The organism is Magnetospira thiophila, assembly GCF_054657015.1.
Window position 1 is genome coordinate 376,290 of sequence record NZ_BAAHXF010000001.1, and the last position, 22,435, is coordinate 398,724.

At 59.8% G+C, this 22,435-nt stretch carries 20 protein-coding genes; 9 read left to right on the forward strand and 11 right to left on the reverse strand.

All coding sequences use genetic code 11. From position 1 onward, the window contains the following. Positions 1-39: 39 nt before the first annotated feature. Positions 40-666, forward strand: coding sequence for a TetR/AcrR family transcriptional regulator (locus ACYQ1P_RS01810; RefSeq protein ID WP_460018672.1), 627 nt, complete (start codon positions 40-42; stop codon positions 664-666). A 256-nt stretch (positions 667-922) separates the two neighbouring features. Next, the gene (locus ACYQ1P_RS01815; protein WP_460018673.1) at positions 923-1,126 is read left to right on the forward strand and encodes a hypothetical protein; all 204 of its coding nucleotides are present in this window, start codon (positions 923-925) and stop codon (positions 1,124-1,126) included. Position 1,127: 1 nt separating this feature from the next. Here the strand turns inward: ACYQ1P_RS01815 and rsmD are convergent, their stop codons facing one another. Genes rsmD through ACYQ1P_RS01830 form a run of 3 tightly spaced genes read right to left on the reverse strand, consistent with a single transcriptional unit; the run spans position 1,128 to position 3,177 of the window. Beyond that, complete coding sequence (gene rsmD, locus ACYQ1P_RS01820; RefSeq protein WP_460018674.1) at positions 1,128-1,703, reverse strand: 16S rRNA (guanine(966)-N(2))-methyltransferase RsmD; 576 nt, start codon at positions 1,701-1,703, stop codon at positions 1,128-1,130. After that, a complete protein-coding gene (locus tag ACYQ1P_RS01825) occupies positions 1,700-2,452 on the reverse strand; it encodes a pseudouridine synthase (RefSeq protein WP_460018675.1) in 753 nt (250 codons plus the stop codon). The genes rsmD and ACYQ1P_RS01825 overlap by 4 nt, the downstream gene beginning before the upstream one ends. Then, complete coding sequence (locus ACYQ1P_RS01830) at positions 2,449-3,177, reverse strand: gamma-glutamyl-gamma-aminobutyrate hydrolase family protein (RefSeq protein WP_460018676.1); 729 nt, start codon at positions 3,175-3,177, stop codon at positions 2,449-2,451. Before ACYQ1P_RS01830 ends, ACYQ1P_RS01825 begins: the two co-directional genes overlap by 4 nt. A 65-nt stretch (positions 3,178-3,242) precedes the next feature. Between ACYQ1P_RS01830 and ACYQ1P_RS01835 the strand changes: the two genes are divergently transcribed. Then, on the forward strand, positions 3,243-3,698 hold the full coding sequence (locus ACYQ1P_RS01835; RefSeq protein WP_460020117.1) for a nucleoside deaminase: 456 nt from the start codon (positions 3,243-3,245) through the stop codon (positions 3,696-3,698). Here the strand turns inward: ACYQ1P_RS01835 and ACYQ1P_RS01840 are convergent. Together ACYQ1P_RS01840 and ACYQ1P_RS01845 are read right to left on the reverse strand one after the other, a co-directional pair. Next, positions 3,676-5,772, reverse strand: coding sequence for a sensor histidine kinase (locus ACYQ1P_RS01840; RefSeq protein WP_460018677.1), 2,097 nt, complete (start codon positions 5,770-5,772; stop codon positions 3,676-3,678). The two genes, ACYQ1P_RS01835 and ACYQ1P_RS01840, sit on opposite strands and share 23 nt — an antisense overlap. Positions 5,773-5,790: 18 nt before the next feature. Continuing rightward, positions 5,791-6,969, reverse strand: coding sequence for an ABC transporter substrate-binding protein (locus ACYQ1P_RS01845; protein ID WP_460018678.1), 1,179 nt, complete (start codon positions 6,967-6,969; stop codon positions 5,791-5,793). Here ACYQ1P_RS01845 and ACYQ1P_RS01850 point away from each other — a divergent pair. Beyond that, positions 6,931-7,590 carry a bacteriohemerythrin gene (locus ACYQ1P_RS01850; RefSeq protein WP_460018679.1) on the forward strand — a complete coding sequence of 220 codons (660 nt, stop codon included), beginning with the start codon at positions 6,931-6,933 and terminating at the stop codon, positions 7,588-7,590. The genes ACYQ1P_RS01845 and ACYQ1P_RS01850 overlap by 39 nt on opposite strands. Here the strand turns inward: ACYQ1P_RS01850 and ACYQ1P_RS01855 are convergent. Next, positions 7,563-8,930 carry an adenylate/guanylate cyclase domain-containing protein gene (locus ACYQ1P_RS01855; RefSeq protein ID WP_460018680.1) on the reverse strand — a complete coding sequence of 456 codons (1,368 nt, stop codon included), beginning with the start codon at positions 8,928-8,930 and terminating at the stop codon, positions 7,563-7,565. The genes ACYQ1P_RS01850 and ACYQ1P_RS01855 overlap by 28 nt on opposite strands. A 97-nt stretch (positions 8,931-9,027) precedes the next feature. Between ACYQ1P_RS01855 and ACYQ1P_RS01860 the strand changes: the two genes are divergently transcribed. The 3 genes from ACYQ1P_RS01860 to pip are packed head-to-tail and all read left to right on the forward strand — an operon-like array spanning position 9,028 to position 12,261. Then, complete coding sequence (locus ACYQ1P_RS01860) at positions 9,028-9,825, forward strand: thermonuclease family protein (protein ID WP_460018681.1); 798 nt, start codon at positions 9,028-9,030, stop codon at positions 9,823-9,825. 28 nt (positions 9,826-9,853) lie between these two features. Continuing rightward, a complete protein-coding gene (locus ACYQ1P_RS01865; RefSeq protein ID WP_460018682.1) occupies positions 9,854-11,317 on the forward strand; it encodes a M48 family metalloprotease in 1,464 nt (487 codons plus the stop codon). Beyond that, positions 11,314-12,261: a prolyl aminopeptidase gene (gene pip / locus ACYQ1P_RS01870; RefSeq protein WP_460018683.1), complete on the forward strand. Its 948-nt coding sequence runs from the start codon at positions 11,314-11,316 to the stop codon at positions 12,259-12,261. The genes ACYQ1P_RS01865 and pip overlap by 4 nt, the downstream gene beginning before the upstream one ends. On the opposite strand, the gene ACYQ1P_RS01875 is transcribed toward pip, so the two are convergent. Both ACYQ1P_RS01875 and ACYQ1P_RS01880 read right to left on the reverse strand, forming a co-directional pair. Next, positions 12,258-13,340 (reverse strand): HD domain-containing phosphohydrolase, encoded by a 1,083-nt coding sequence (locus ACYQ1P_RS01875; protein ID WP_460018684.1) that lies wholly within the window; start codon positions 13,338-13,340, stop codon positions 12,258-12,260. The genes pip and ACYQ1P_RS01875 overlap by 4 nt on opposite strands. Further along, entirely contained in the window at positions 13,340-17,908 is a 4,569-nt protein-coding gene (locus ACYQ1P_RS01880) for a PAS domain S-box protein (RefSeq protein ID WP_460018685.1), read from the reverse strand. Before ACYQ1P_RS01880 ends, ACYQ1P_RS01875 begins: the two co-directional genes overlap by 1 nt. Positions 17,909-18,171: 263 nt before the next feature. Between ACYQ1P_RS01880 and ACYQ1P_RS01885 the strand changes: the two genes are divergently transcribed. After that, a complete protein-coding gene (locus ACYQ1P_RS01885; RefSeq protein ID WP_460018686.1) occupies positions 18,172-18,681 on the forward strand; it encodes an acyloxyacyl hydrolase in 510 nt (169 codons plus the stop codon). A gap of 76 nt (positions 18,682-18,757) precedes the next feature. Here the strand turns inward: ACYQ1P_RS01885 and ACYQ1P_RS01890 are convergent, their stop codons facing one another. Both ACYQ1P_RS01890 and ACYQ1P_RS01895 read right to left on the reverse strand, forming a co-directional pair. Then, positions 18,758-18,949: a FeoB-associated Cys-rich membrane protein gene (locus ACYQ1P_RS01890; protein WP_460018687.1), complete on the reverse strand. Its 192-nt coding sequence runs from the start codon at positions 18,947-18,949 to the stop codon at positions 18,758-18,760. Between the two features lie 302 nt (positions 18,950-19,251). Further along, entirely contained in the window at positions 19,252-19,545 is a 294-nt protein-coding gene (locus ACYQ1P_RS01895) for a FeoA family protein (protein WP_460018688.1), read from the reverse strand. Between the two features lie 329 nt (positions 19,546-19,874). Here ACYQ1P_RS01895 and ACYQ1P_RS01900 point away from each other — a divergent pair, with 329 nt between their 5' ends. Continuing rightward, a complete protein-coding gene (locus tag ACYQ1P_RS01900) occupies positions 19,875-21,956 on the forward strand; it encodes an ATP-binding protein (RefSeq protein ID WP_460018689.1) in 2,082 nt (693 codons plus the stop codon). Here the strand turns inward: ACYQ1P_RS01900 and ACYQ1P_RS01905 are convergent. Beyond that, positions 21,953-22,369 (reverse strand): GNAT family N-acetyltransferase, encoded by a 417-nt coding sequence (locus ACYQ1P_RS01905; RefSeq protein WP_460018690.1) that lies wholly within the window; start codon positions 22,367-22,369, stop codon positions 21,953-21,955. The genes ACYQ1P_RS01900 and ACYQ1P_RS01905 overlap by 4 nt on opposite strands. Positions 22,370-22,435: the final 66 nt, after the last annotated feature.

Consider the following 22,435-nt stretch of genomic DNA (forward strand, 5'->3'; position numbering starts at 1 on the left):
CGTTTTTTGTAACAGTTCGTAACCATGCGAGGCAGCTAGGTGAATGCACCGACGGACAAAGACTTGCGACGGCAGGAAATTCTCGGAGCAGCCTTCGAGGTGCTGGCGGAAAAGGGGTTTCGCGGCACCAGCATGCTGGCCATCGCCCGCCATGCCCATTGTTCCAAGGAAACTCTCTATAGCTGGTTCGGTAGCAAGGAAAATTTGATCGAGGAAATCATCGGTTGGAAGGCCAACAGTCTGCAAACCGCCCTCGAACAGGCCATCGACACCGATCCGGCGGACGTGGGGGCGGTGCTGGTCAATTTTGGGCGCCTGTTGCTCACCACCTTCGTCAGCGACCCGGCGCTCTCGCTCAACCGCATCGCCATCGGCGAGGCGCAACAGGCCCCGGTGCTGGGGCAGATCATGATTGACCGGGGTCGAAACCGGATTCTGCCGCGCCTGCGCGATTACTTGACCGCCATGCGCGAGGCGGGCGTGCTCCATTTCGATGACCCGGAACAGGCCCTCGACCTGTTCATCGGTGTATTGCAGGGGGATCTGCGCATTCGGGTGCTCATGGGGGCCGAGCCGACCCCCGAGGCATCTGTCATCGACCGTCGCGCCCGTTGGGCCAGCCATTGTTTCATGGCCCTGTTCGGTCCCTCGGCAAAAAAAATATAAAAAATCAGAAAAATTTTCGGCATGCCTACGTAACATATTGAAATTATTGTTATGTGACGGTCATCACAGTGATTGGGATCACTGTGAGCGCCGGTCGTGCGGGCTATTCTGGGATCATAAGAACAACAACAAGCACCACAGACGATCACGGAAAATAAAAACAACAAGGCAGCCAGCGGCTGACACAAAAAGAAGAATAGAACCCACCGCGCCCGCCTTCGAACGCACGACAGCACGACACTCTAGGAGAGACAAAATGTTGGTACAGGTCAAAAATCACACCGATCACAGCAACACCTGGTGGAATCCCGTGCATCGGTCGAGTGGCAGCAAGGCCAACGCCATGAGCATGGTTCTCAGCCTGTCCGGTCGGGTCCGTAAAAACATGGAAAGCAAGGCCTGGAAGACCGGCACGCCGATCACCTTCGTCCATACCAACGCCTTCGGCACCCTGTCCTGACTCAGGCCGTTTCGGTGCCGGCGCGACGCAGCATGAGCAGTCGCGCCGCGCCATAGGTTCTTTCATCCCGTCTTTCGAATTCCGACCCCACGGCCAGCGATTCCGCGGCCCCCATTTCCACCACCACCCAGGCCCCCGGCGCCAGCCAGCCCTGCTGGTCCAGACTCCGCAACGCCGGTTCGCTCAGTCCCTTGCCGTAGGGGGCATCGAGAAAGGCCAAGGCGCAGGGCGCGGCAACGGCAGCCGGCGGCACCGGCAACCGGGTGGCATCCATCTTCAGACAGAGCACCCGCTCGGTTTCACCCAGCGTCGCCGCGTTGTCCCGCACCACGCGCAGGGCCTGCCGATCCAGATCAACGAAGGTGGCCCGGGCCGCCCCACGGGACAGGGCCTCCAGCCCCAGCGCCCCACTTCCGGCGAACACATCGAGCACCGCAATGCCTTCGAAGCGCACCCCCAGCCCGTGAATCAACACATTGAACAGGGATTCGCGGGTGCGGTCGGCGGTCGGTCGGGTGCTGCGGCCCGGCGGAGCCTGCAACGAACGTCCCTTGTGTCGACCGGCAATGAGTCTCATGAATGGCGTTTGCTCTTGTCGGCTTTGAGTCCCAACTGCTCGCGCAGCACCTTGGGCCGCACCTCCTCCACCTGCCCGCGTTCCAGCTTGCCCAACTGGAACGGGCCGTAGGCGGTGCGAATCAGCCGTCCGACCGGATATCCGAGATGCTCCAGCACTCGCCGCACTTCGCGGTTCTTGCCTTCGGACAGGGACAGGGTGAGCCAGGCGTTGGCCCCCTTCTGCACATCAAGGGTGGCCTGAATGGCCCCATAGCGGATGCCGTCAACGGTGATTCCCTGGGCCAACTGGGCCAGCTTGGCCTCGTCTATGCGGCCATTGACCCGTACCCGGTAGCGCCGCAGCCAGCCGGTGGTCGGCAGTTCCAGTCGCCGCGCCAGACCGCCGTCATTGGTCAGCAGCAGCAGACCTTCGGAATTGAGATCCAGCCGCCCGACCGAAATCACGCGCGGCAGGTCGGCGGGCAGTTTCTGAAAGATGGTCGGTCGCCCCTCCGGGTCATTATGGGTGGTCAGCAGACCGGCCGGTTTGTGGTATCGCCACATGCGCGGCTCTTCGGTTTCCGGCAACGGCTGCCCATCGACGGTCACCACATCGGCCTCGGTGACCGTCACCGCCGGGCTGTCCAGGGTCTTGCCGTTGACCGCCACCCGTCGGGCCTCGATCCAGCGTTCGGCCTCGCGGCGGGAACAGAGTCCGGCGCGGGCCAAAACCTTGGCGATGCGATCCCCCTTCATGGCTTCATTCATGATGCAGCATACTCCCGGGCCGCCTCTACAAAGGCGGTGAACAGCCGCACGTCGGCGGTGGTGATATGAAATTCCGGGTGCCATTGCACGCCGATACAGAACGCCCGTTCGGACAGTTCGATCCCTTCGATCACCCCGTCCGGGGCCAAGGCATTGACGGTTACCCCATCCGGAGCATCGGCGGCGGCCTGATGATGCGCCGAATTGACCGCGAAGTCGGTTTCGCCGACAATGGCCTGCAAGCGCGTACCGGCCACCACCCGTACCGCATGACCCGCCTCGTCGCGCGGGTTGGGCTGCTCATGGGCCAGACAATCGGGGATCGTATCCGGAATATGTTGAATCAGACGTCCGCCCAGAGCCACATGCAGCAATTGCTGTCCGCCGCAAATGCCCAACAAGGGCATCTGGCGTGCCAGAGCACCGCGCACCAGGGCCAGCTCGAAAGCGGTGCGGATGTCCTTGGTCACCACCGTCGGATGCCGCCCCCCCGCGTCGCCGAACAGCGCCGGGTCCACATCGAACGCCCCGCCGGTCACCAGCAATCCATGCAGCTTGTCCAGGTAGGTCTCGGCCAGATCCAGATGATGGGGCAGCGGCAGCGGCAATCCGCCCGCCTCGGCCACGGCGGTGCAATAGTTTTCGCGCAGGGCATACCAAGGGAACTTGGAATAGCCGCCCGGGGCCTCGTGGTCGAGGGTGATGCCAATCAGGGGTGTGCTCATGAGGCGCACCATAAGCCCGCCCGGTCGCGGCGGCAAGCACCGGACAAGGTTACGCCATGACCCCCATGGAATTGGCCTTCCAACAGGCCGTCCTGGCCGCCGAACGGGGCGAGGTGCCGGTCGGCGCGGTGCTGGTGGAACGCGCCACGGGGCGCGTGCTGGCCGCCGACGGCAACCGTACCGAAGAACGTCACGATCCCACGGCCCATGCGGAAATACTGGTCATTCGCGCTGCCACGGCCCAACGCGGCGCACCCCGCCTGCCCGATTGCGATCTCTATGTGACCCTGGAGCCCTGTCCCATGTGCGCCACGGCTCTGTCGTTCGCCCGCATCCGCCGCCTCTATTTTGCCGCCTACGACCCCAAGGGCGGCGGCGTCGAGCACGGCCCGCGCATCTTCCAGCAAGCCACCTGTCATCACCGGCCCGAAGCCTATGGGGGGCTGGACGAGCGCCGCGCCGCCGAACTGTTGCAAGAGTTCTTCCGGCAGCGCCGGGTTAGTCCGCCCGAGGCAACGTGACATAAAAAGTACTGCCCACGCCCTCTTCGCTCTCCACCCAGATCCGTCCGCCATGATGCTCGACGATCTTTTGACAGACCGCCAGACCGATGCCGGTGCCGCTGTATTCCTCGCGCCCGTGCAGCCGTTGAAAGATGATGAAAATCCGCTGGTGATGTTCCGGATTGATGCCGATCCCGTTGTCGCGGAACGAGAACGTGACCATGCCATCGGCCTCCTTCGCCGCCACCCACACCTCGGGGGAGCGATCCGGCGCATGGTATTTCAGCGCATTTTCGATCAGATTCTGGAACAGCCGCAGGATCTGGTGGCGGTCGCAGAATAGGCTCGGCAACGACGCCTCGGCATGCACCTTGCCGCCGGTCTCCACCAGGACGGAATGCAAATTGTCGCGGGCATCTTGCAGGATGTCCTCTGCGCTTACGGGTTGGAATGCCTCGCCGTGGGTTTCCACCCGCGAATATTCAAGTAGATCCCGGATCAGCGAGTCCATGCGCATGGCCCCGCCGACGGCGAATTTGATGAACTCCCTGCCGTCGGAGTCAAACACATCTTCGTACTTTTTTTCCAGCAATTGCAGGTAGCTGGTCACCATGCGCAACGGTTCGCGCAAATCGTGGGATGCCACATAGGCGAATTGTTGAAGCTCGTTGTAGGACCGTTCGAGCTTTTTCATGGCCGCCACGCGCTCGGTGATATCGCGCACCATCCATAACACCTGGGTTTCATTCCCCAGATCGATCAGCCCGCTGCTCACACCCACCGGCACCAGTTCGCCGCTTTGGGTTTTCATCTGGGTTTGGAAAGAACGGGACGACGATTTGTCGTGCCCCATGTAGGTTGCAGCAAACTGCTCGGGGGTCTGATCGGGTACGATCGCGTCGACTGTCAGCTTCAATAGATCGTTCACAGCATAGCCGAGGATTTCACCGGCCAGCAGATTGGCCTCGCAAATGCGCCCCTGCGCATCGAAGGTCAACAGACCCTCCCCGGCCTGTTCCACCACGCGCCGGTATTTCTCTTCCTGCCGCCCCAACTGTTCCTGACTTTTTTGCTTCAGTTCCGCATAGGTCGCATCAAGTCGCTCCAAAACGGTATTGAACGCCCGGCTGAGGCTGGTCACCTCATCGTTGCCGTCGATCTCGAAGCGGCCCGTCGCCCGACCGTCGTGAACAATCTCCATGGCCCCGGCCTCCAGGCGGCGCAACCTTTTGGTCAGCTTTCGGGCCAGCAGCAAACTGCTCAGCATGACCAGCAAGAACGCTCCAATTCCAAGCAATACGTAGGTGAGAGACAACTCGCGCAATTGCGCGTCCCGTTCCGTGGTATCCGCCACAAGGACCAAACTCAGCCCCAAATTGGCGGCCAGACTGCCCTGGGCAAAGACGGCATTGCGATCCGGGCGGGTCTGCGACGTGGGGCGTGGGGGAACGGAAAAACGCTGGCCGGTTCGGGAATAGGTCCCGACCAGCGAAATCTTCCGGACCGGCAATTCGGAAAACATATGCCGCGTTTCCAGGGCAAGATCGAGCACATCCGCAAGCCTGAACCGATAGACGAGAGCCCCTTCCGGCAACCCTGTGTTGGCAAAAATGATGGGGGCCATGATCACCACGTTCGGCTCGCCGTTTTGTTCCACAACATCGGCAAGGAAGCGGTTGTGCTCGATGCTTTGGGCGACCCGCGCAGGTTCGATCAGCAGCGTTGCCGTTTCCCGATTGGCGGCAAAGGGAACGCCGACGAAATTGGTCACCAGGATGTCGAGGGGGACGCCTGCCACCTGCTGGTATCCGGCCAGGAAATTGGACAGATAGACATCGCGCCCCAAATCATCGACCAGGGCATTGCCGATCAATGTATTGTTCGCTAGATCGCGGGCGTCGCGGCCGATTGCCTCCAGCCTGTCCGACAGGTTGAGCAACATCATGTCCCCGGCATGGCGCACCATGTTTTCCATGTGGGCCGAGGTGCTGTTGCGCAGGGCCTGAAAGGAGACCACGCCCAATCCGACCACGAACAGGCTGACCAACAGAGCCGCCACCATGGCGATCTTGGATGTGAATCTCCAGTTCACGGCGACCCGTTTCAAACCTCACTGTTTCTGCACGGGACGGATGGTCCCATCGGATAAATAGCGCGCCACGAACACATCGTTCAATTCCAAAGCATCGTGATCCGTGGCGGAAAACGGGCGATCATAGCGCCGGACCAGTCCTTGATACACGGATAGATTTTCCAGTGCATCCCGCACCTTTTCCCGTTCCGCCGTTCCGGCCGCCTCAATGGCCTGCGCCAGCAGGTGAACAATATCATAAGCATGACCGAAGCCAACCGGCGAGTCCACGTCTTCGATCCGCTCAATGCCGAACATTTCCTTGGCTCGCGCCATGACCCGGGCGCGGATTTCCGGGTCGGCGGTGAACAGGCTGAATGTCTGCACCACGTACAATTCGACTTTTTCCAGCGCCCCGCCGCAGGCCTCGACGAAATGCCCGCCGGTAATGCCCCAATGGCTCATCACGGGCAGGCGCTCATTCTCTGGAAGCTCCGCCATTTGGCGCACCAACAAGGAGCCCTCGATATCGTTGGCCACCAGAACAAGCGCCTCCGCTCCCGCCTGACGGAGCCTCTGATAATGGGGGAACAGATCCTGATCGCCCCAATTATACCATTCCGTGCCGACAAGCAGCGGGTCCGGATTCTGCGCCGCGTAGCGTTCCGCCGCCGCGGCATTGCTGCGCCCCCAGCCGGTATTGGGCAGCAGCAAACCGACCTTTTTCGCCCCGCTGCTCAGCGCCTGACGGAGCAGGGTCGGCATGGCGAACTGGTCCTTCAGCGAGACCCGGAAGCTGTAGCTCGGCTGATAGGTATGATCGGTGATGCCATCCGCCGACCCCCAGGCATCGAACAGAATCACCTTGCGCTCGTGGACGATGGGCAATTCCTGGAGCAGTACCGGGCTGAAACGCCCGCCGACCACCGCGACCAGATCCGGGTTGTCGGCGAACTGTTTGATGTTCTCGATGCCGCGCGCCGGGACCGAGCGATTATCGAGGGTCAGAAGTTCCAATGGGCGACCGCCGAGCACCCCGCCACGCTCATTGATTTCCGCTATGGCCAAGCGCAACCCCTTCTCGATGGCTTGCGCCGAGGTGCTGTTTTTGAGGCCGAATTCACCATCCAATCCGACGAAAACCGGCCTGATCTCCTGGGCTGCCGAGGCGAATCCCAGGTGCGCCAAAAAAACCAAGACGCCGATACCGATCCGCATGATCCATCCCCCCGCTTCCTCACCAAAGGTATATTATACTTTATCATTGTTGGCGATGCGAGCCGAAAGCTTCTGGCTTTCATGGTTCAACTTGCTCTTCACTGTGATATGATTTTATCGTACAATTGCAGTGCTGCATTTAGAAGATTTCGGCAGGGTGGCTATACAAGAAGAATAAGGGGTAAAGCCGTGAGCGATATTGGTTGGGACGAGTCCCTGGAAATCGGGATAGGCGAGCTTGACGCGGATCATCGCAGGCTCTTTGCCATGCTGGATGAGTTTAGTCGTCTGGCGCAGAAAGGTGCGCCCACGGCAAAGCTTTTGGAACACCTCCACGAAATCCGCGCCTTCTTTTTGGCCCATATCCACAAGGAAGATCGGATCATGTCGCAATTCACCTCCAACCTCTCCCTGGATCACAAAGAGAAGCACGAACAGGAACATGGAACCTACGTCTATGTTCTGGATCAGGTGCGGGGCATGCTGGAAACCGACCAGTGGAAATCCGCCCAAGACAATATGAATGACCTGAAAAAGCTCATGTTTTTTCGCGAATTGGTCAAAACGGATTATGAGATGGTCCGCTGCATGATTCAGGAAGGACTGATGGTTCCGGCGTGAGGACCGTCGCCGCTTTTTCCCAGCAGAGCCCCGAAGCCGGTCGGGGTGGTGCGCCCCTTGACCGTCACCTCGCCTTTTGGATCGACGATGAACCCTGCACCGGCGGCGGTTATGGTGGACTGGGTGGCCAGCACATAGGTGCCGTACTGCTTGTTCAGTTGCTCCAGGCGGGCCGCCACGTTGACCTCATCCCCATAGACGGTAAACATCAGGCGCTCCCGTGAGCCGAAGGCCCCGACCACCACGTCGCCGGTATTGACCCCGCAGCGGGTGCGAAAGGTCAGTTGATCCGCACCAAAACCGCGCGACGCCACCAATTCCTGAATGGCCAGACAGACCTCCAGGGCGTGACGGGCATGGTCCGCATCGGGCCGCGAGGCGTTGAAGGTGATCAACAGAGCATCCCCCTGATACTGGTCGATGACCCCGTCATGGGCTTCGATGACCCGGGAGAGGGCATCGAAATAATCGTTCAGGCCGCTCATCAGTTGCGCCGGGGAGATCCGCTCGGCAATGGTCGAGAAACCCTCGATATCGGTAAAGACAATGGATGCGGTGCGCATTTCGCAGGTGCCCGGCTGAATCTCCAGGTCGTCATGGGTCACCCGGTGCGCCACTTCCTGGGTCACGAAGCGTGACAGATCGCGGGCCGCCGTCCCCGAGGCCACCGCCCCATGGAGCAGCCGCTTGGCCCGCACCAGAGTCAGGGCGAGTACGGCGGTCACGGTGAGAATGACAAAAATCTTGTCCATCTCGGCCCCGATCAGCACCTTATGGGAAGTGGTGTATTCGGCGAAGTTGCGGGTGATGACCCCCATCCGATCAGGCGCGGTAACGATGGCATAGACAACCAGTCCGGCCCAGCCGAGAGCCGCCGTCACGCCCCCCGCCACGACGAACACCGGATCGAAACGCAGCGCCCGCAGCGCAATGAAAATGAACACATAAAGCAACGTCGGGGCCTTCAAATAGAACGGCGCGGGCTGCATATACTGAATATGGAACACCCAGATCAGCGCCATCAGCAAAACAATATCCATCGCCACCGCAAACAACGACAGACCGCGCGGGAAGACCCCATGGTGAATCAGCCCCAGACGCAGGATCGAAAAGACGAAAAAAATACCGATGGCCCAGGGCACCGGGGCAAACTCGGTATTCATGAAGCCCTTGGGCGAGAGGACATACAGCACCCCGAACAGGATGATGACCGCCAATTGCACCCAGGCGATCAGCAACTCGCTGCCGTGCTGTTGCCGCTCGATGGCCAGACGCACCCGCTCGGGCAACTGGCCCTCTGGGCGTTCACCGAACATGAAACGGGAAAGACGCGCGCGCATGACACACCTTTAATGAGCTGCGGGAAGGGTCATTATGTGGACCATTGCCCGTCTTTCACATACAAAACTGTGTGACGTGACTTTGAGAGGCCCCGCCGTGATCCGCTTTTTGCTGCTCTTGACCCTGCTCTTGGCACCCGAAGCGGGAGCCGCCGACCTGCTTTCGGGCGGTGCGGCGCAGGTGATCGAAGTGGTGGACGGAGACACAGTCATTCTTGATCAATCAATTCAGAATTCAAGGGAAGTACGTCTGGTGGGTATCCAGGCCCCCAAGCTGCCGTTGGGGCGCAAGAACTTCAAGACCTGGCCGCTGGCCGATCAAGCCAAGGCGGCTCTGGAGGCGCTCTGTCTGGGACGGCGGGTGCGCCTGGCCCATGGCGGACGGCAGATGGACCGCCATGGACGCCTGTTGGCGCATCTGTATCGGGTCGATGATGGCCTGTGGCTGCAAGGCGACATGCTGGACCAGGGGTTGGCGCGGGTCTACAGCTTCCCCGACAACCGGGCTCTGGTGACCGAGATGCTGACGCTCGAACGGCAGGCCCGACAGAACCGGCGCGGCATCTGGGGCCATCCGTTTTATGCCCTGCGTCCTCCAGAAGGCCTGGAGGGCGACATCGGAACCTTTCAACTGGTGGAGGGCACAGTACATAGCGCCGCCAACGTCCGAGGCACGGTTTATCTGAATTTTGGCCCCGATTGGCGGACCGATTTCACCCTGCGTCTAAATGCCAAGGCGCGCCGGACCTTCGAGGCCGATGGCCTCGATCCCCTGAGTTTCAAAGGACAATCCGTTCGCGCGCGCGGCTGGGTGCAGAAAAACAACGGGCCAATGATTGATATCTCGCATCCCGAACAACTGGAACTTCTGGCCCTTCCGCCGCCACGAAGGTAAGGTCACACACCCTACAGGGAGAATATTCATGCGGCTGTCGCGTCGTCAGTTCACCACTGGTTTGTTGGCCAGCAGCGCCATCTGCACGCTGCCGGGATGTCTGGCGACCAACCCGGCGACCGGGCGGACCAGCTTCACCGGCGTCTATTCCCTCGAAGATGACATCGCCCTGGGCCAGAAGGAACAGCCCAAGATGGTCGAGTCCTTCGGCGGACGGTACGAAGACCCGCGCCTGGAATCCTATGTCACCGACCTCGGCAACCGGCTGGCCCAGCACACGGAGTTCCAGCAACTCCCCTACAGCTTCACCATCCTCAACAGCCCCATCGTCAACGCTTTCGCCCTGCCCGGCGGTTATGTCTCGATCACTCGCGGGTTGATCGCCCTGGCCTCCAACGAGGCCGAACTGGCCGGGGTGTTGGCCCATGAACTGGGCCACGTCACCGCCCGCCACACGGCGGAACGTCTGAGCCAGTCCATGCTGGCGCAAATCGGACTGACGGTATTGGGGGTGGCCACCGGCTCTTCGGCGGCGTCGCAGATCGGCGGATATGCCGCCAACGCCTACCTCCAGAGCTACAGCCGCGATCAGGAACTGGAGGCCGATACGCTGGGGGTGCGCTATCTCACGCGCAGCGGCTACGATCCCGACGCCATGGTCAGTTTCCTCGACACCCTGCGCGACCACAGCCAGTTGGAAGCGGAAATGAAGGGCCTCCCCGCCGGATCGGTGGATGAATACGACAGCATGTCCACCCACCCCCGAACCATCGACCGGGTACGGGCCGCCATCGCCAACAGCAAGGACCAACACCCGGTCAACCCGGTCTTGAACCGGCAGCGTTTTCTCGATCACATCGACGGCATGCTGTTCGGCGACGACCCGGAACAGGGATTGGTTCTCGGCCGGCGCTTCGTGCATCCGAAGCTGCGGATGGAATTTACCGTGCCCGAGGGATTTCTGATCAAGAACTCGGATCAAAAAGTGGTGGCCAAACATCCCAAAGGGTCGGCCATCGTGTTCGACATGGGCGGGATCAAGCACAACCGGGATCTCCTGAGCTATCTGCGTGACGATTGGGGGAGCAATGTCAGCTTCCGCGACCTGGAAAACCTGAACGTCAACGGCCTTCAGGCGGCCACCGGCGTGACCCGAGTGTCCAACAAGGATGTCCGGGCACTGGTCTTCCGCAATGACGACAAGACGGTATTCCGGCTGCTGTTTCTCACCCCGACGGAACAAACCGAGTCGTATAATCTGGCCTTCCGTCAGACCACCTACAGCTTCCGGCGTCTGAGCGTCCGCGAGGCGGCGGCGGTCAAGCCGTTGCGCATTCATATCCGAGCGATCCGATCGACCGACAGCCTGGAAAGCCTGGCTGCTCCCCTGCCCTATGGCGACTTCAACCGTGGCGCCTTTTTGCTGCTCAACGATCTCAAGCCGGGGCAGTCGTTGCCCGAGCAGGGGCTGATCAAGGTCATCGACCTGTGAGCGGAGACCCCCATCTTTTCCCCGACGAGGGGGCGCGCCGAAACGGCACCCTGGCGCTGGACGGCCTGCACCACATGTACTGGGAGGAAAGCGGCCAGCCCGACGGGGTGCCGGTGGTCTTTCTGCATGGCGGACCGGGGGCCGGAGCCAGCCCCATCCATCGGCGCTTTTTCGATCCGCGCTACTACCGGGTGATCCTTTACGATCAGCGCGGGGCCGGTCGCTCGCAGCCGCACGGCGAGACCCGCGACAATACCACGCCCCATCTGATCGCCGACCTGGAGCAGCTGCGGTGCCATCTGAACATTGAGCGCTGGATGCTGTTCGGCGGCTCCTGGGGCTCCACCCTGGCCTTGGCCTACGGCATCGCCCATCCGCAACGCTGTCTGGGGTTCGTGTTGCGAGGCATTTTTCTGGGCCGCGATTTTGAACTGGAATGGTTTTTGAACGGCCTTCGGGTCGTCTTTCCGGAAGCCTGGCGCCAGTTCCGGGAATTCCTGCCCGAGGCAGAACGCGAAGACCTGTTGCAGGGCTATCGGCGACGGCTGATGGACCCGGACCCGGCCCGGCATATGCCCGCCGCCCGAGCCTGGCGCGACTACGAATCCAGTTGCTCGACCCTGCTGCCCCGACGTCCGGAGGTGTTGGGGCAAAGCGATGCCGGGGCCTTGAGTCTGGCCCGGCTGGAACTGCACTATTTTCTCAATGGCATGTTTCTGGACAGGCCGCTCCTGGAGGAGATCGGGCGCATCACCCATTTGCCCGCCACCATCGTCCAGGGGCGCTACGACATGATCTGTCCGATTTGCAGTGCCGATGAACTGTCCCGGGCCTGGCCTCGGGCCGCGTATCGAATCATTCCCGATGCCGGTCATTCGGCCCTGGAGCCGGGTATCCTGTCAGCCCTGGTGGCCGCCACGGAAGCGATGAAATTTAAATTTTAAGTATCCTGCTCAGGGTCGGCATAGCGATCACGAATATCCAGGATCACCTGAAGATTTTCGTTGAACAGGGTGACTAATTGGGGGTCCAGATGGCGCCCCGCCTGTTCGTTGATGAACTTCAGAGCGTCCTGAACGCTCCAGGCTTTTTTGTACGGTCGTTCAGATGTCAGGGCGTCAAACACGTCGGCAACAGCCGCGATACGCCCCTCGATGGGGATATTCTCACCCGACAGACCTTTGGGGTACCCGGTCCCGTCCCATTTCTCGTGATGGCTCAAAGCGATGCTGCGGGCCAGATTCATGATCGGGGAATCATTGTCGCTGAGAATGGCGGCCCCGATTTCGGCATGGGTTTTCATGATTTCCCATTCCTCGCCCTCCAGCTTGCCCGGCTTCAGGAGAATATGATCGGGAATGCCGATCTTGCCCACATCATGCATCGGGCTGGCATTCAGGATCATCTCGGCCATGGCCTCGTCCATGCCATGGGCAAGGGCCAGAACCTGACAGATTTTGGACATGCGGATCACATGCATGCCGGTTTCGTTGTCCCGGTATTCTCCGGCCCGGCCCAGTCGCCGGATGATCTCCAAACGGGTCTCTTCCAGTTCCCGGGTCCGCATTTGTACTTTTTGTTCAAGAATCTCGTTCTGCTTGGTCCGCTCCTTGTAGAGCAGGTGAACTTCCAGCATGTTGCGGATGCGGTGCAGAACCTCCACCCGGTCGAAGGGCTTGGTCAGGAAATCCCGCGCCCCCGCCTCCAGGGCCCGATGCTTGGTTTCCACGTCGATTTGTGCCGTCAATACGATCACCGGCAGATAGTCGCCGCCCAGATGTGCGCGCATGCGGGCCATCACCCCATGACCGTCGAGTTCCGGCATGCGGATGTCCAGCAGCACCAGATCGTGATGGACCTGCTCGAACAGGGCGAGCCCTTGCAGCGGGTCCGTTCGGCTGTCGATTTGCGCGAACCCCTCGTCTTCAAGGATTTCTTCCAGCAGCGCCACATTGACCGGATTGTCATCGACGATCAGGATACGGGCCTGCGTGACATCAAGGGGGGACGCCTCGGGGGCCATTATGTCTCTTCTCCCAGAGCATTATTCAGTGTGGTCAATAGTTGATCAAGTTCAACGGGTTTTGTCAAATAGGCAAGGAACCCGGCTTTTTTTGCCGCCTGCTGTGTGGCCCTTGTGGCATCCGCCGAAAGGGCGATCACCGGTATATCTCGGGTTGCCGGGTCGGCCTTTAACTGCGTCGTGGCGTCGATTCCGCCCTTGCCGGGAAGATTGATGTCCATCAGAATCACGTCCGGCCGTGTCGCCAGAGCCAGTCCCAGGCCGCTCTCGGCATCCGGGGCGACCAACAGTTCCAACCCAGGTAAATTATCGAAAATCTCCTCCATCAGGGACTGGTTGGCCTGATCGTCTTCCACGTAAAGGACCCTGCGCGGGGATGTGGAGAACTGGAAAACGTTTTGGGTCGCCGTGTTGCCCCGGGATCGGCCGACGACCAAGAGATTCAAGCCAACCGCCATCTCGATCCAGAAGGTACAGCCCGCGCCGGGCGGGCTTTCGAATCCGATGCGCCCCCCCATATGTTCGATCATCTTGCGGGTCAGCGCCAAACCGATTCCCGTGCCTTCCACGCTGCCCACGTCCGCCCCCAGGCGATTGAACGGCTCAAAGACCTTGTCCTGATATTCGGGGGCGATGCCCTGACCGGTATCGGTGACGGACAGTCGGATGAAGCCCTCCTGCGGGTCGCCGATATTGATGACCACCGATCCGCCCTCGTTATTGTACTTGATGGCATTGGACAGCAGGTTCAAAAGCACCTGACGGAGCCGGGTATAATCCGCCATGACGGTCCGCGAACCGCTTCGATCATCCTCCAATTGCAAGGAAATGTCGCGATCATCGGCCAGGGTCTGGACCAGGGCCAGGGATTCCCGCACCACCCGCGACAGACTGATCGGCTCCATGGTAATCGACAGATTGCCCGCCTCGATCTTGGCCAGATCAAGCACCTCGTTGATCAGTTGCAGCAAATGCTCGCCACTTTTTCGGATATGAACCACTTGCCGTTTCTGCTTCTCGTTCAGGGCATCGCGGTTGCTCGATTCAAGCAGTTGCGAGAATCCGAGGATGGCATTCAACGGGGTACGCAGTTCATGGCTCATGGAAGACAGGAATTCGGACTTGGCGTTGTTGGCGGCCTCGGCGGATTCGCGGGCCTGTTGCAGTTCCAACTGGGTCCGTTTCATCTGAGTGATGTCCGTACGAACGCCAACCCGGTCGCCTTCGGGGGTCAGTTGCTCATTGACCAGAATCCAGCGGCCATCATGGAGCTGCTGCTCGAAGGGGGCTCCGGGATGGGCGTATCTTTGCAGACGCTCGGTCACGAAATCCTCCTCGCGCCCCGCCGCTTCCGGATACTGACCATGGGCAATCCCGTATCGAAGAATGTCCTCGAAGGACCGCCCTTCCTCCATAATCGGGGCGGATTTTTTGTACATGTCCCGGTAGTTCTGATTGCATACCCGCAGTCGTCCGTCGAAATCATAGAGGGAGAACCCGACATTCAACGCCTCCACGGCGTTTTGCAGGCGTTGGCGGCTGAGTTCCAATTCCTTTTCCACCCGCTTGCGCCGGGTGATATCGACGACGATGGCCCGGCCTTCGGTGACCCGGCCAGTGGCGTCGGTACGCGGGCGAACAGATAGGCTGACCCAGATGCGGGCCCCATCCTTGCGCCGCATTTCCAATTCGGCACTGTGAATTTCGTGACCCCGCCGCACCAGATCCATGGCTTGAACGGCACGCTGCCGCCCCTCCTCGCTCTCGGTATAAAGATCGAGAACCCTACGCCCCACCAGTTCCTCCCCGCTGTAACCAAGCAGCTCGATGAGCGCCTGATTGTGGCGCTGGATGGTGCCGGTTCTCAGGTTCACCGTCACATAAGCCGAGGGAGCGTTCTCATAGAGGTCTTCTAGTTCTTCCGTGTTACGCAGGAGTTCGGCCTCGGCGGTCTTGACCTGATGGATGTCCTGCACCACTCCGAGCATGCGCAGCGGCGTGCCGTCCTCGGCCCGCACCACGTCGCCCTTTTCCTGCAGCCAGCGCACCGTCCCGTCGGGCCAGATTACCCGGTGTTCGATATCGTATTCGGCGCCGGTCTCGACGCAGGCCTTGACCGCCTCCTGGAGCATTTGCCGATCTTCCGGATGCACGGCTGCCAGGAAATTCTCGTAGCTGGTTTCCAGATCTCCGGCCGGATAGCCGAACAGCGGCGCAATGCGCTCCGACCAATACAGGCTGCCATCGGCGATGTTCCAGTCCCAGGTGCCGATGTTGGCAAAGCTCTGACTGATCGACAGCCGGGACTCGCTAAGGGCCAGATTCTCCTGAGTCTTCTGCCGCTCGAACAAGGTGCCGACCCAGCGCCCCATCATGCGCAGAAAGGCCCGGTCCCCCTCGTCAAAGGCCCGCCCATAGGGATGCGGCGATGAAAAGTTGATGGTCCCGGCCAACCGCTCCCCGATGAAATAGGAAACGCCGATGTAGGCCTCCAGATGAAAAGCCTGGTAGCAGGGATGCGCGGCATGGACGGAACCGCCCATATGGTTGATGGTCACCACATCATTTTTGGCCAGGGTGATGTCGCAATAGGTCTGACCGAGAGAGAAGTGCTGACCGTTCTGCAAGGGAACACCTTCAGGAGCGACAAAATGGAGCACGGTGTAATCGTCGCCTTCGATCCGGCTGACGATGCCGATTTCCAGATCCATGTGACGGCAGCCCAGATCCAAGGCCAGTGTCACCTGTTCAGCGATGGAGACATTGCGCAGGGCCGTCACCTCGTTCAAGGCTTCGAGTCCCGCATTATGGCGCTGCAAGGCCAGTTCCGCCTTTTTGCGTTCGGTGATGTCCTGTACCGTGCCGATCAGCCGCAGCGGCTGACCGGCTGCGTCGAACTGCATCTGTCCCCGTTCATGGATATACCGTTCACTGCCGTCGGGCAGCACGATCCGATGTTCCACGTCATGCGGCGCGCCGGTCTTGGTCCGTTCCTCCGAGGCCAGAACCGCCGCCCGGTCCTCCGGATGAATCTGTTCCTGGAACGCCGCATAGGAGGGCTCGAAGGTCACCGGGTCGCGACCGAAAATGTGATAGATTTCTTCCGACCAGAAAAGGTTGCCGGTCGGCACATCCCATTCCCAGTTTCCCAGATGCGCCAGCTTTTGCGCCTCCACCAGCCGGGCTTCGGAATAACGCAGTTCCGCCTCGGCCTGCAGGCGCTCGCTGATGTCGCGGATGATACCCAGAAAACCCAGCACCTCGCCATTTTCATCGCGGATGGCGCTGCCGAGGGTTTCACCGGAGAAGACCCGGCCTCCCTTGGTGCGATATTGCACCACGTAGGGCAACAGCTTGTCTTCGGCACTGAGGTTGTAGCGTTCCCGCCCCTGTCGTTCGAACTCTTCCAGGCTTTTATATAGCATGGAGGTCGGATGCCCCGCCATTTCGTCCAGAGTGTACCCGAACAGCAGGGTCGCCGCCGGATTACACAGCACGATTCGACGTTCCGAATCGGTCATCATCAGGGATTCGCCCATATGATTGACGATGCCCTGGAACAGGGACTTTTGCCGCGCCAGTTCCGTTTCCGCCCGCTTGCGCTCGGTGATGTCGCGCACCACGCCGGTAAAATAGCGTTTGCCGTCGAAGAACGCTTCGTTGACCGCCAGATCCATGGTGAACGCTCGACCGCTCTTGTGGCGGGCCGTCACTTCCCGTCCGCTGCCGATGACTTTGGCCTGACCGGTGCGGACGAAGTTGGCAAGGTAGGAATCATGCCGTCCCCGATCCGGTTCGGGCATCAGCATCTTGATGTTCTGACCGATCACCTCAGCGGCGGTATAGCCAAAGATCTTTTCGGCGGCGGCATTGTATTCCTCGACGATGCCGAATTCCGTAATCACGATGATGCCGTCGACGGTGTTTTCGACAATGCCCTTATGGCGCTCCCGACTGGCCCGCAAGCGGTCCTCGGTCTGGTAGCGCCGGTTGGTCTGTTGCAGCAAATAGGCGAGAATCCCACTGCCGACCATGCAGGCCAGGGTCAAGGGGAGGGCTGAATGCGCGAAAATCATCCGTCCGATGTTCGGGTCCGGGGCCAGAAACCAGGCAAACAGGGCCATAAACTGGATGCCCCCGGCGCTCAGGGCCACCACCCAGGGGTGCTTCCGCTCCCCCCGAGGCAGCCACCGGGCGGCCAGCAGCGCCAACGCCGCGATCTGAAGGGTGATACCGATGGCAATGGGGAGAAATACCGCCCCGTCCTGCACTCCGGCGACCTGAAAGCCGACGACCAGGGCGGTGGTGACCAGGGTCGTCAGCCCGCCCCCGAAGAAGGCGGCAATGACGATCATCACATGACGACCGTCAATATCCACCCCGGATACCGCCGGAATGTGATGTGTCATGCTGAACCAGGCCAGCAGACCGAAAGAAATCCCAAGTAATCCCTCGCGTAGCGCCGGTTGGATGACCCGGTCCTTGATCATCTGGTACAGCAACAGGGCCATGACAAAGATGGCCATGCTTTCCAGGAGCTGTAACAGGAGGTCGAGGGATTGAGCCATTTCGGTATTCACACCTTGTACTGCGGCGCTTGACGCGCCTTCCCCGCCCCGGCAACGAAACGGCAGCTAGAATTGGGTTCATTGCCAGACGCTGACAATGCGGACCGGAATGACTCTCATTCCACAACTCTGGGGCATTATGTGAGAATCGCCAGGTGACCTCAAGCACCATTCGTTGTGTTAAATCCGCGCAGGTCTTGCATCTTTCGGCCCATGATCTAAGATGCGGGTCCTCTTCGGTATCCTCTGGGGGAATAGGGTCGATGGTGAAACGCGGCATGATATTGGCGCTTCTGGCGGGTCTGTTCGGCGCTTCCGAACAACCGGCGACGGCGCAGACCGATGATCCCGATTTTCTGTCGATCGGTGCGGGCTGGTTCGATTTCAACCGACGCAAGGACCCCGGGGCCGAGTTCCGGATCGAATACCGTTCCGGCTACAAGGTGCCCTATGTGCAGTTCAAACCCTTCGTGGCGCTGGGGGGGGCCACGTCGGGTCATGGCTTTATCGGGGCCGGTATCCTGTGGGATGTGTATTTCGGTCGTCGCTGGGTGGTGACGCCGAGCTTCGCGCCGCATTTCTATACCGGCAGCAAGGATAAGCTGGACATGGGCCACGCCCTGGAGTTCCGCTCGCAACTGGAAGCAGCCTATCGGTTTGACGACCGCTCCCGCCTCGGCTTGGCCATTTCCCACTATTCCAATGCCGGTCTGGGAGACAAGAACCCGGGCACCGAGACCCTGTCGGTCTATTATTCCCTGCCAATCAATTAGAACGAGCATTCAATAACAGGAAAAAGCAAAGGGGCCATCACGTGGCCCCTTGTCTCTTGTTCATCAAGCAGCGAGGTCAGGAGGAACCGATCTCGACCGTACCCTTTTGCGGGGCGGCACCGCAGGTGGCTGCCGAGCCGCTACAGCCACAGCCGCCGCCACAGGCCGCAGCTCCGGCAGCGGGGCGTACCATGCGGTAGACCCGGCGGCCCACATAAGTCAGACAGGCCAGCAAAATGGCGATCAAAACGACGGTATCGGTATCCATTAACCCAAAGTCTCCTTTAATGGCCCCGCCTTATCGACGGATGCGAGGATATTTCTGCTCAGCCCCTTTGTGAAGCTTGCGGTTATAAATCATCAAGAGGGGGGCGGCGATGGCGAGGGTAATGAGTTCCATGGGTGGTGCTCCTGTTATGACGACTCTGCAAGACAGCCCATCCTGGGCGGTTTTGCAAAACTTATAGATAATGATAATCATTAGCAAGAACTTTATTCGCACCTCATTTTTGGGAGGTTGTCGGACAAACCCCCGGCAGCCCCCTTCCCTCGAATCAGTCGAAAAGCCGATTACTGGAGCTGCACCTGTGCCGCTTCCTGATTGCGCAGACTGAGCATATAGCCCATCAGACGGTACACGCGCGGATCACCCAGAGGGGCCGCCTTGTCCACCACGATTTCAGCCCCGCGAATGACCCCCAAAGCCGACAGACGGCGCTTCAGGGAATCGTTGCCGGTCACGCAGGCCACCAGCGCCCGTTCACCGGGCTTCAGTTGGGCCAATGTGCGCCCACTTTTTACCTGGCTGGGCAACGGCGTTACGGTCTGAGTCGTCTCGGCAACGGGCGCTGACTGTTCAAGCATGGAAATTCGCTCCTTGGTTCAAGCTGTCTCATGTTCCCTGACCGGCTGGCTTTTTCTGGTATAACATACTGATATCCCAGTCCGTTTGTCGGATAACCAGAATCCAATCATGGTTTTTTTATATCGGCAATGAGACTTATTATCAAGATCGAAAGTTGCCAATGCCCGTATTTTTTTTGCGTCCATTGGAAACAACTGTCAGGGACTTGGGACGATTGACATAGGCCCTTCCCCGTTTCTCTTCGAAGGTCGTCGTGGCCATTTTTGCTTATCTTTTTGCAGCATGCTCTTTTATGTTTATACGGGGGAAGTAGGGAAACCATGGCGAGATGAGCATCAACCAGAGCATTCGGGAAGAGTTGGCGGGGGTCGACTCCTCTTCACGCTTTGTGCTGGGGCTGGGACTGCTCACAGCCTTTGCCCTGCTGGTCGTTTGGTCGGTGATCAGTTACGAAATCTTTCATGGCCGCACCACGGCCCTGCAAACGGTGAAAGAGTCTTCCGAGCAATTAGCCCGGGGGCTGGCCGCCTACGCGGACCGTTCCTTTTCACTGATCGAAGCGCGCCTGGAGGTTCTGGAACTGAGCCTGCCTCCCTGCGACGGTACCGCCCGTTTCGACAAAGAGGTTTCCAGTCGGCTGGCGGAAATGGTGCGCCATGGGGACATGCTTTTCAGCGCCGAACTGATTGATGCGGAGGGATGGGCCTGTCAGAGTGCCAGGCCCGAGGCGGCGCTGACCTTCTCCCTCGCCGATCAGCCCTATTTCAAGAACCTGCGACAGGACCGGCAGCGCGCGTTCGCATTCGGCCTGCCGCGCCTTGACCCCACGACCGGCAACTGGCTGCTCCCAATCGCCAAAAGCCGCTGGAGCCTCCAGGGGACGTTTCAGGGGGTGATTCTGGCGACTATCGAACTGCAACAGCTCAACCGATTCTTTTCTCCCTTCGACCTGCAGGCCGGAGCCACCCTGGAACTGGTGCATGAGGAAGGCTATATGGTGGCGCGGGCCCCCTTCGCGGCCGAACTGATGGGACGATCTTTCGCCCACGGCCCGCTGTTCAGCCACCTGAAACAGGCCCCCCGGGGGAGTTACGAGACCCACACCGTGACCGACGGGCAACATCGGATCATCACCTACCAGAGCCTGGAACATCGCCCCTTGCTGGCCGTCGTCGGTCAGGCAACGGATGTTGTGCTGGCCCCCTGGCGTTACTCCCTGCTGGAGCATGTGGCGGTGGGGCTTTTCTTTTCGGTCATCATACTGCTTCTGACTGGAATGCTGATCTGGCTGCACCGGCAGCGCGACCTCGCCGCCCAGGCCCGCCTCGGGGCTCAGAGCCGAATGAACGAGGTTATTCTGTTCACCGCCCCGACGCCGCTGGTTTTCCTTGATCACGATTTGAAAATTGATCAATTCAACCAGGCTTTCTGCGACCTTCTGCAACAGCCTCCCGCCTTTCTGGAACATCGCGACTTCCTGTATTTCCTTGATCAGGAGGGAAGAGATCAATTTGATGCGATCCTTCAGGCGGCGTTGACCGGTTATGTCACCACCGACCACGAACTGACGGCGACCTTCAAGGACCGGGGGCCGCGCACCCTGCTGCTCGCCACGGCCCCTCACCGGGACCTGGACGACAGGGTGACCGGCGTCATGGTGGCCCTGACCGATATCAGCCGACGCAAGGAAATGGAGCGCGAGCAGAACCGCATCATGGCTCTACTCGAAGAATCCAATGCCGACCTGAACCAGTTCGCCTATGTGGCCTCCCATGACCTGCGCGAACCCATGCGCATGGTGGCCAGCTATGTGTCCCTGCTGGAACGCAATTACGCCAAACAGCTTGATGCCAGTGGCCGGGAATATATCGCCTATGCCCGGGAAGGGGCGGTGCGCCTGGATCAACTGGTCAAGGACCTGCTGCAATACGCCCGGGTCGGACATACACCCATGTCGAACAGTCCGCTCTCCCTGGCCGCCATCCTGAATCAGGTCATGGGCAGCCTCGGCCCGCAGATCGAAGCGACCGCCGCCACCCTCCGGCTCCCGGACATCTATCCCACCCTGACCTGCCATTTCGATGAAATGGTACAACTGTTCGAAAACCTGTTCGACAACGCCCTCAAGTTTCGCCACCCGGACCGTGCCCTGCGGATCGAACTGACCATCAGCCGACGGGATCGAGACTGGCTGTTCCAGGTCCAGGACAATGGCATCGGCATTGATCCGGCCTATCACGACAAGGTGTTCGTCATCTTCCAGCGCCTGCATATGCGGGAAAAATTCGAAGGCACGGGCCTCGGGCTGGCCATCTGCCGCAAGATCGTCTCCCGCCACGGCGGGCGCATCTGGATCGACCCCGAATTCACGCAGGGGAGCCGAATCTGTTTTACCCTGCCCATGTCCTAGGTATCGGGATCTTCAGAATTGATGAATGAAAATCTGTAAATATCTTGGCGCTTTTGCCACCCAAGATTTGACCAAAAAGTTTGCGCATCAGAGTTTGTGACAAGCACATCAACGTGGGATTTCTTAATCTCCAATTTTTGTAATGTATCAATGCAGCGAGCCACTAATCTTCTAGCGATCCCTTGATTGCGAAAAACAGGATCGACCACCAGATGTTGGAGATATCCGCGCCGCCCATCATGACCACAGAAGATGCAGCCAACGATCTTTTTCTCGCTCACAGCGACAAAGCTCAAACCTGGATTGCGTGCCAGATAGCGTAAAGTGGAGTCACGGGAATCTGCTTCACGAACACTGACTCCAGGTGTTTCAGAAAATAACTGAAAAACGGCATCGTAGTCCGAGATATCCATTGTCCGAATTTCAAACACGGCTCTTCGACCTTGATATTATTGACTCGTTCCAGCTTAAGTTTAGCC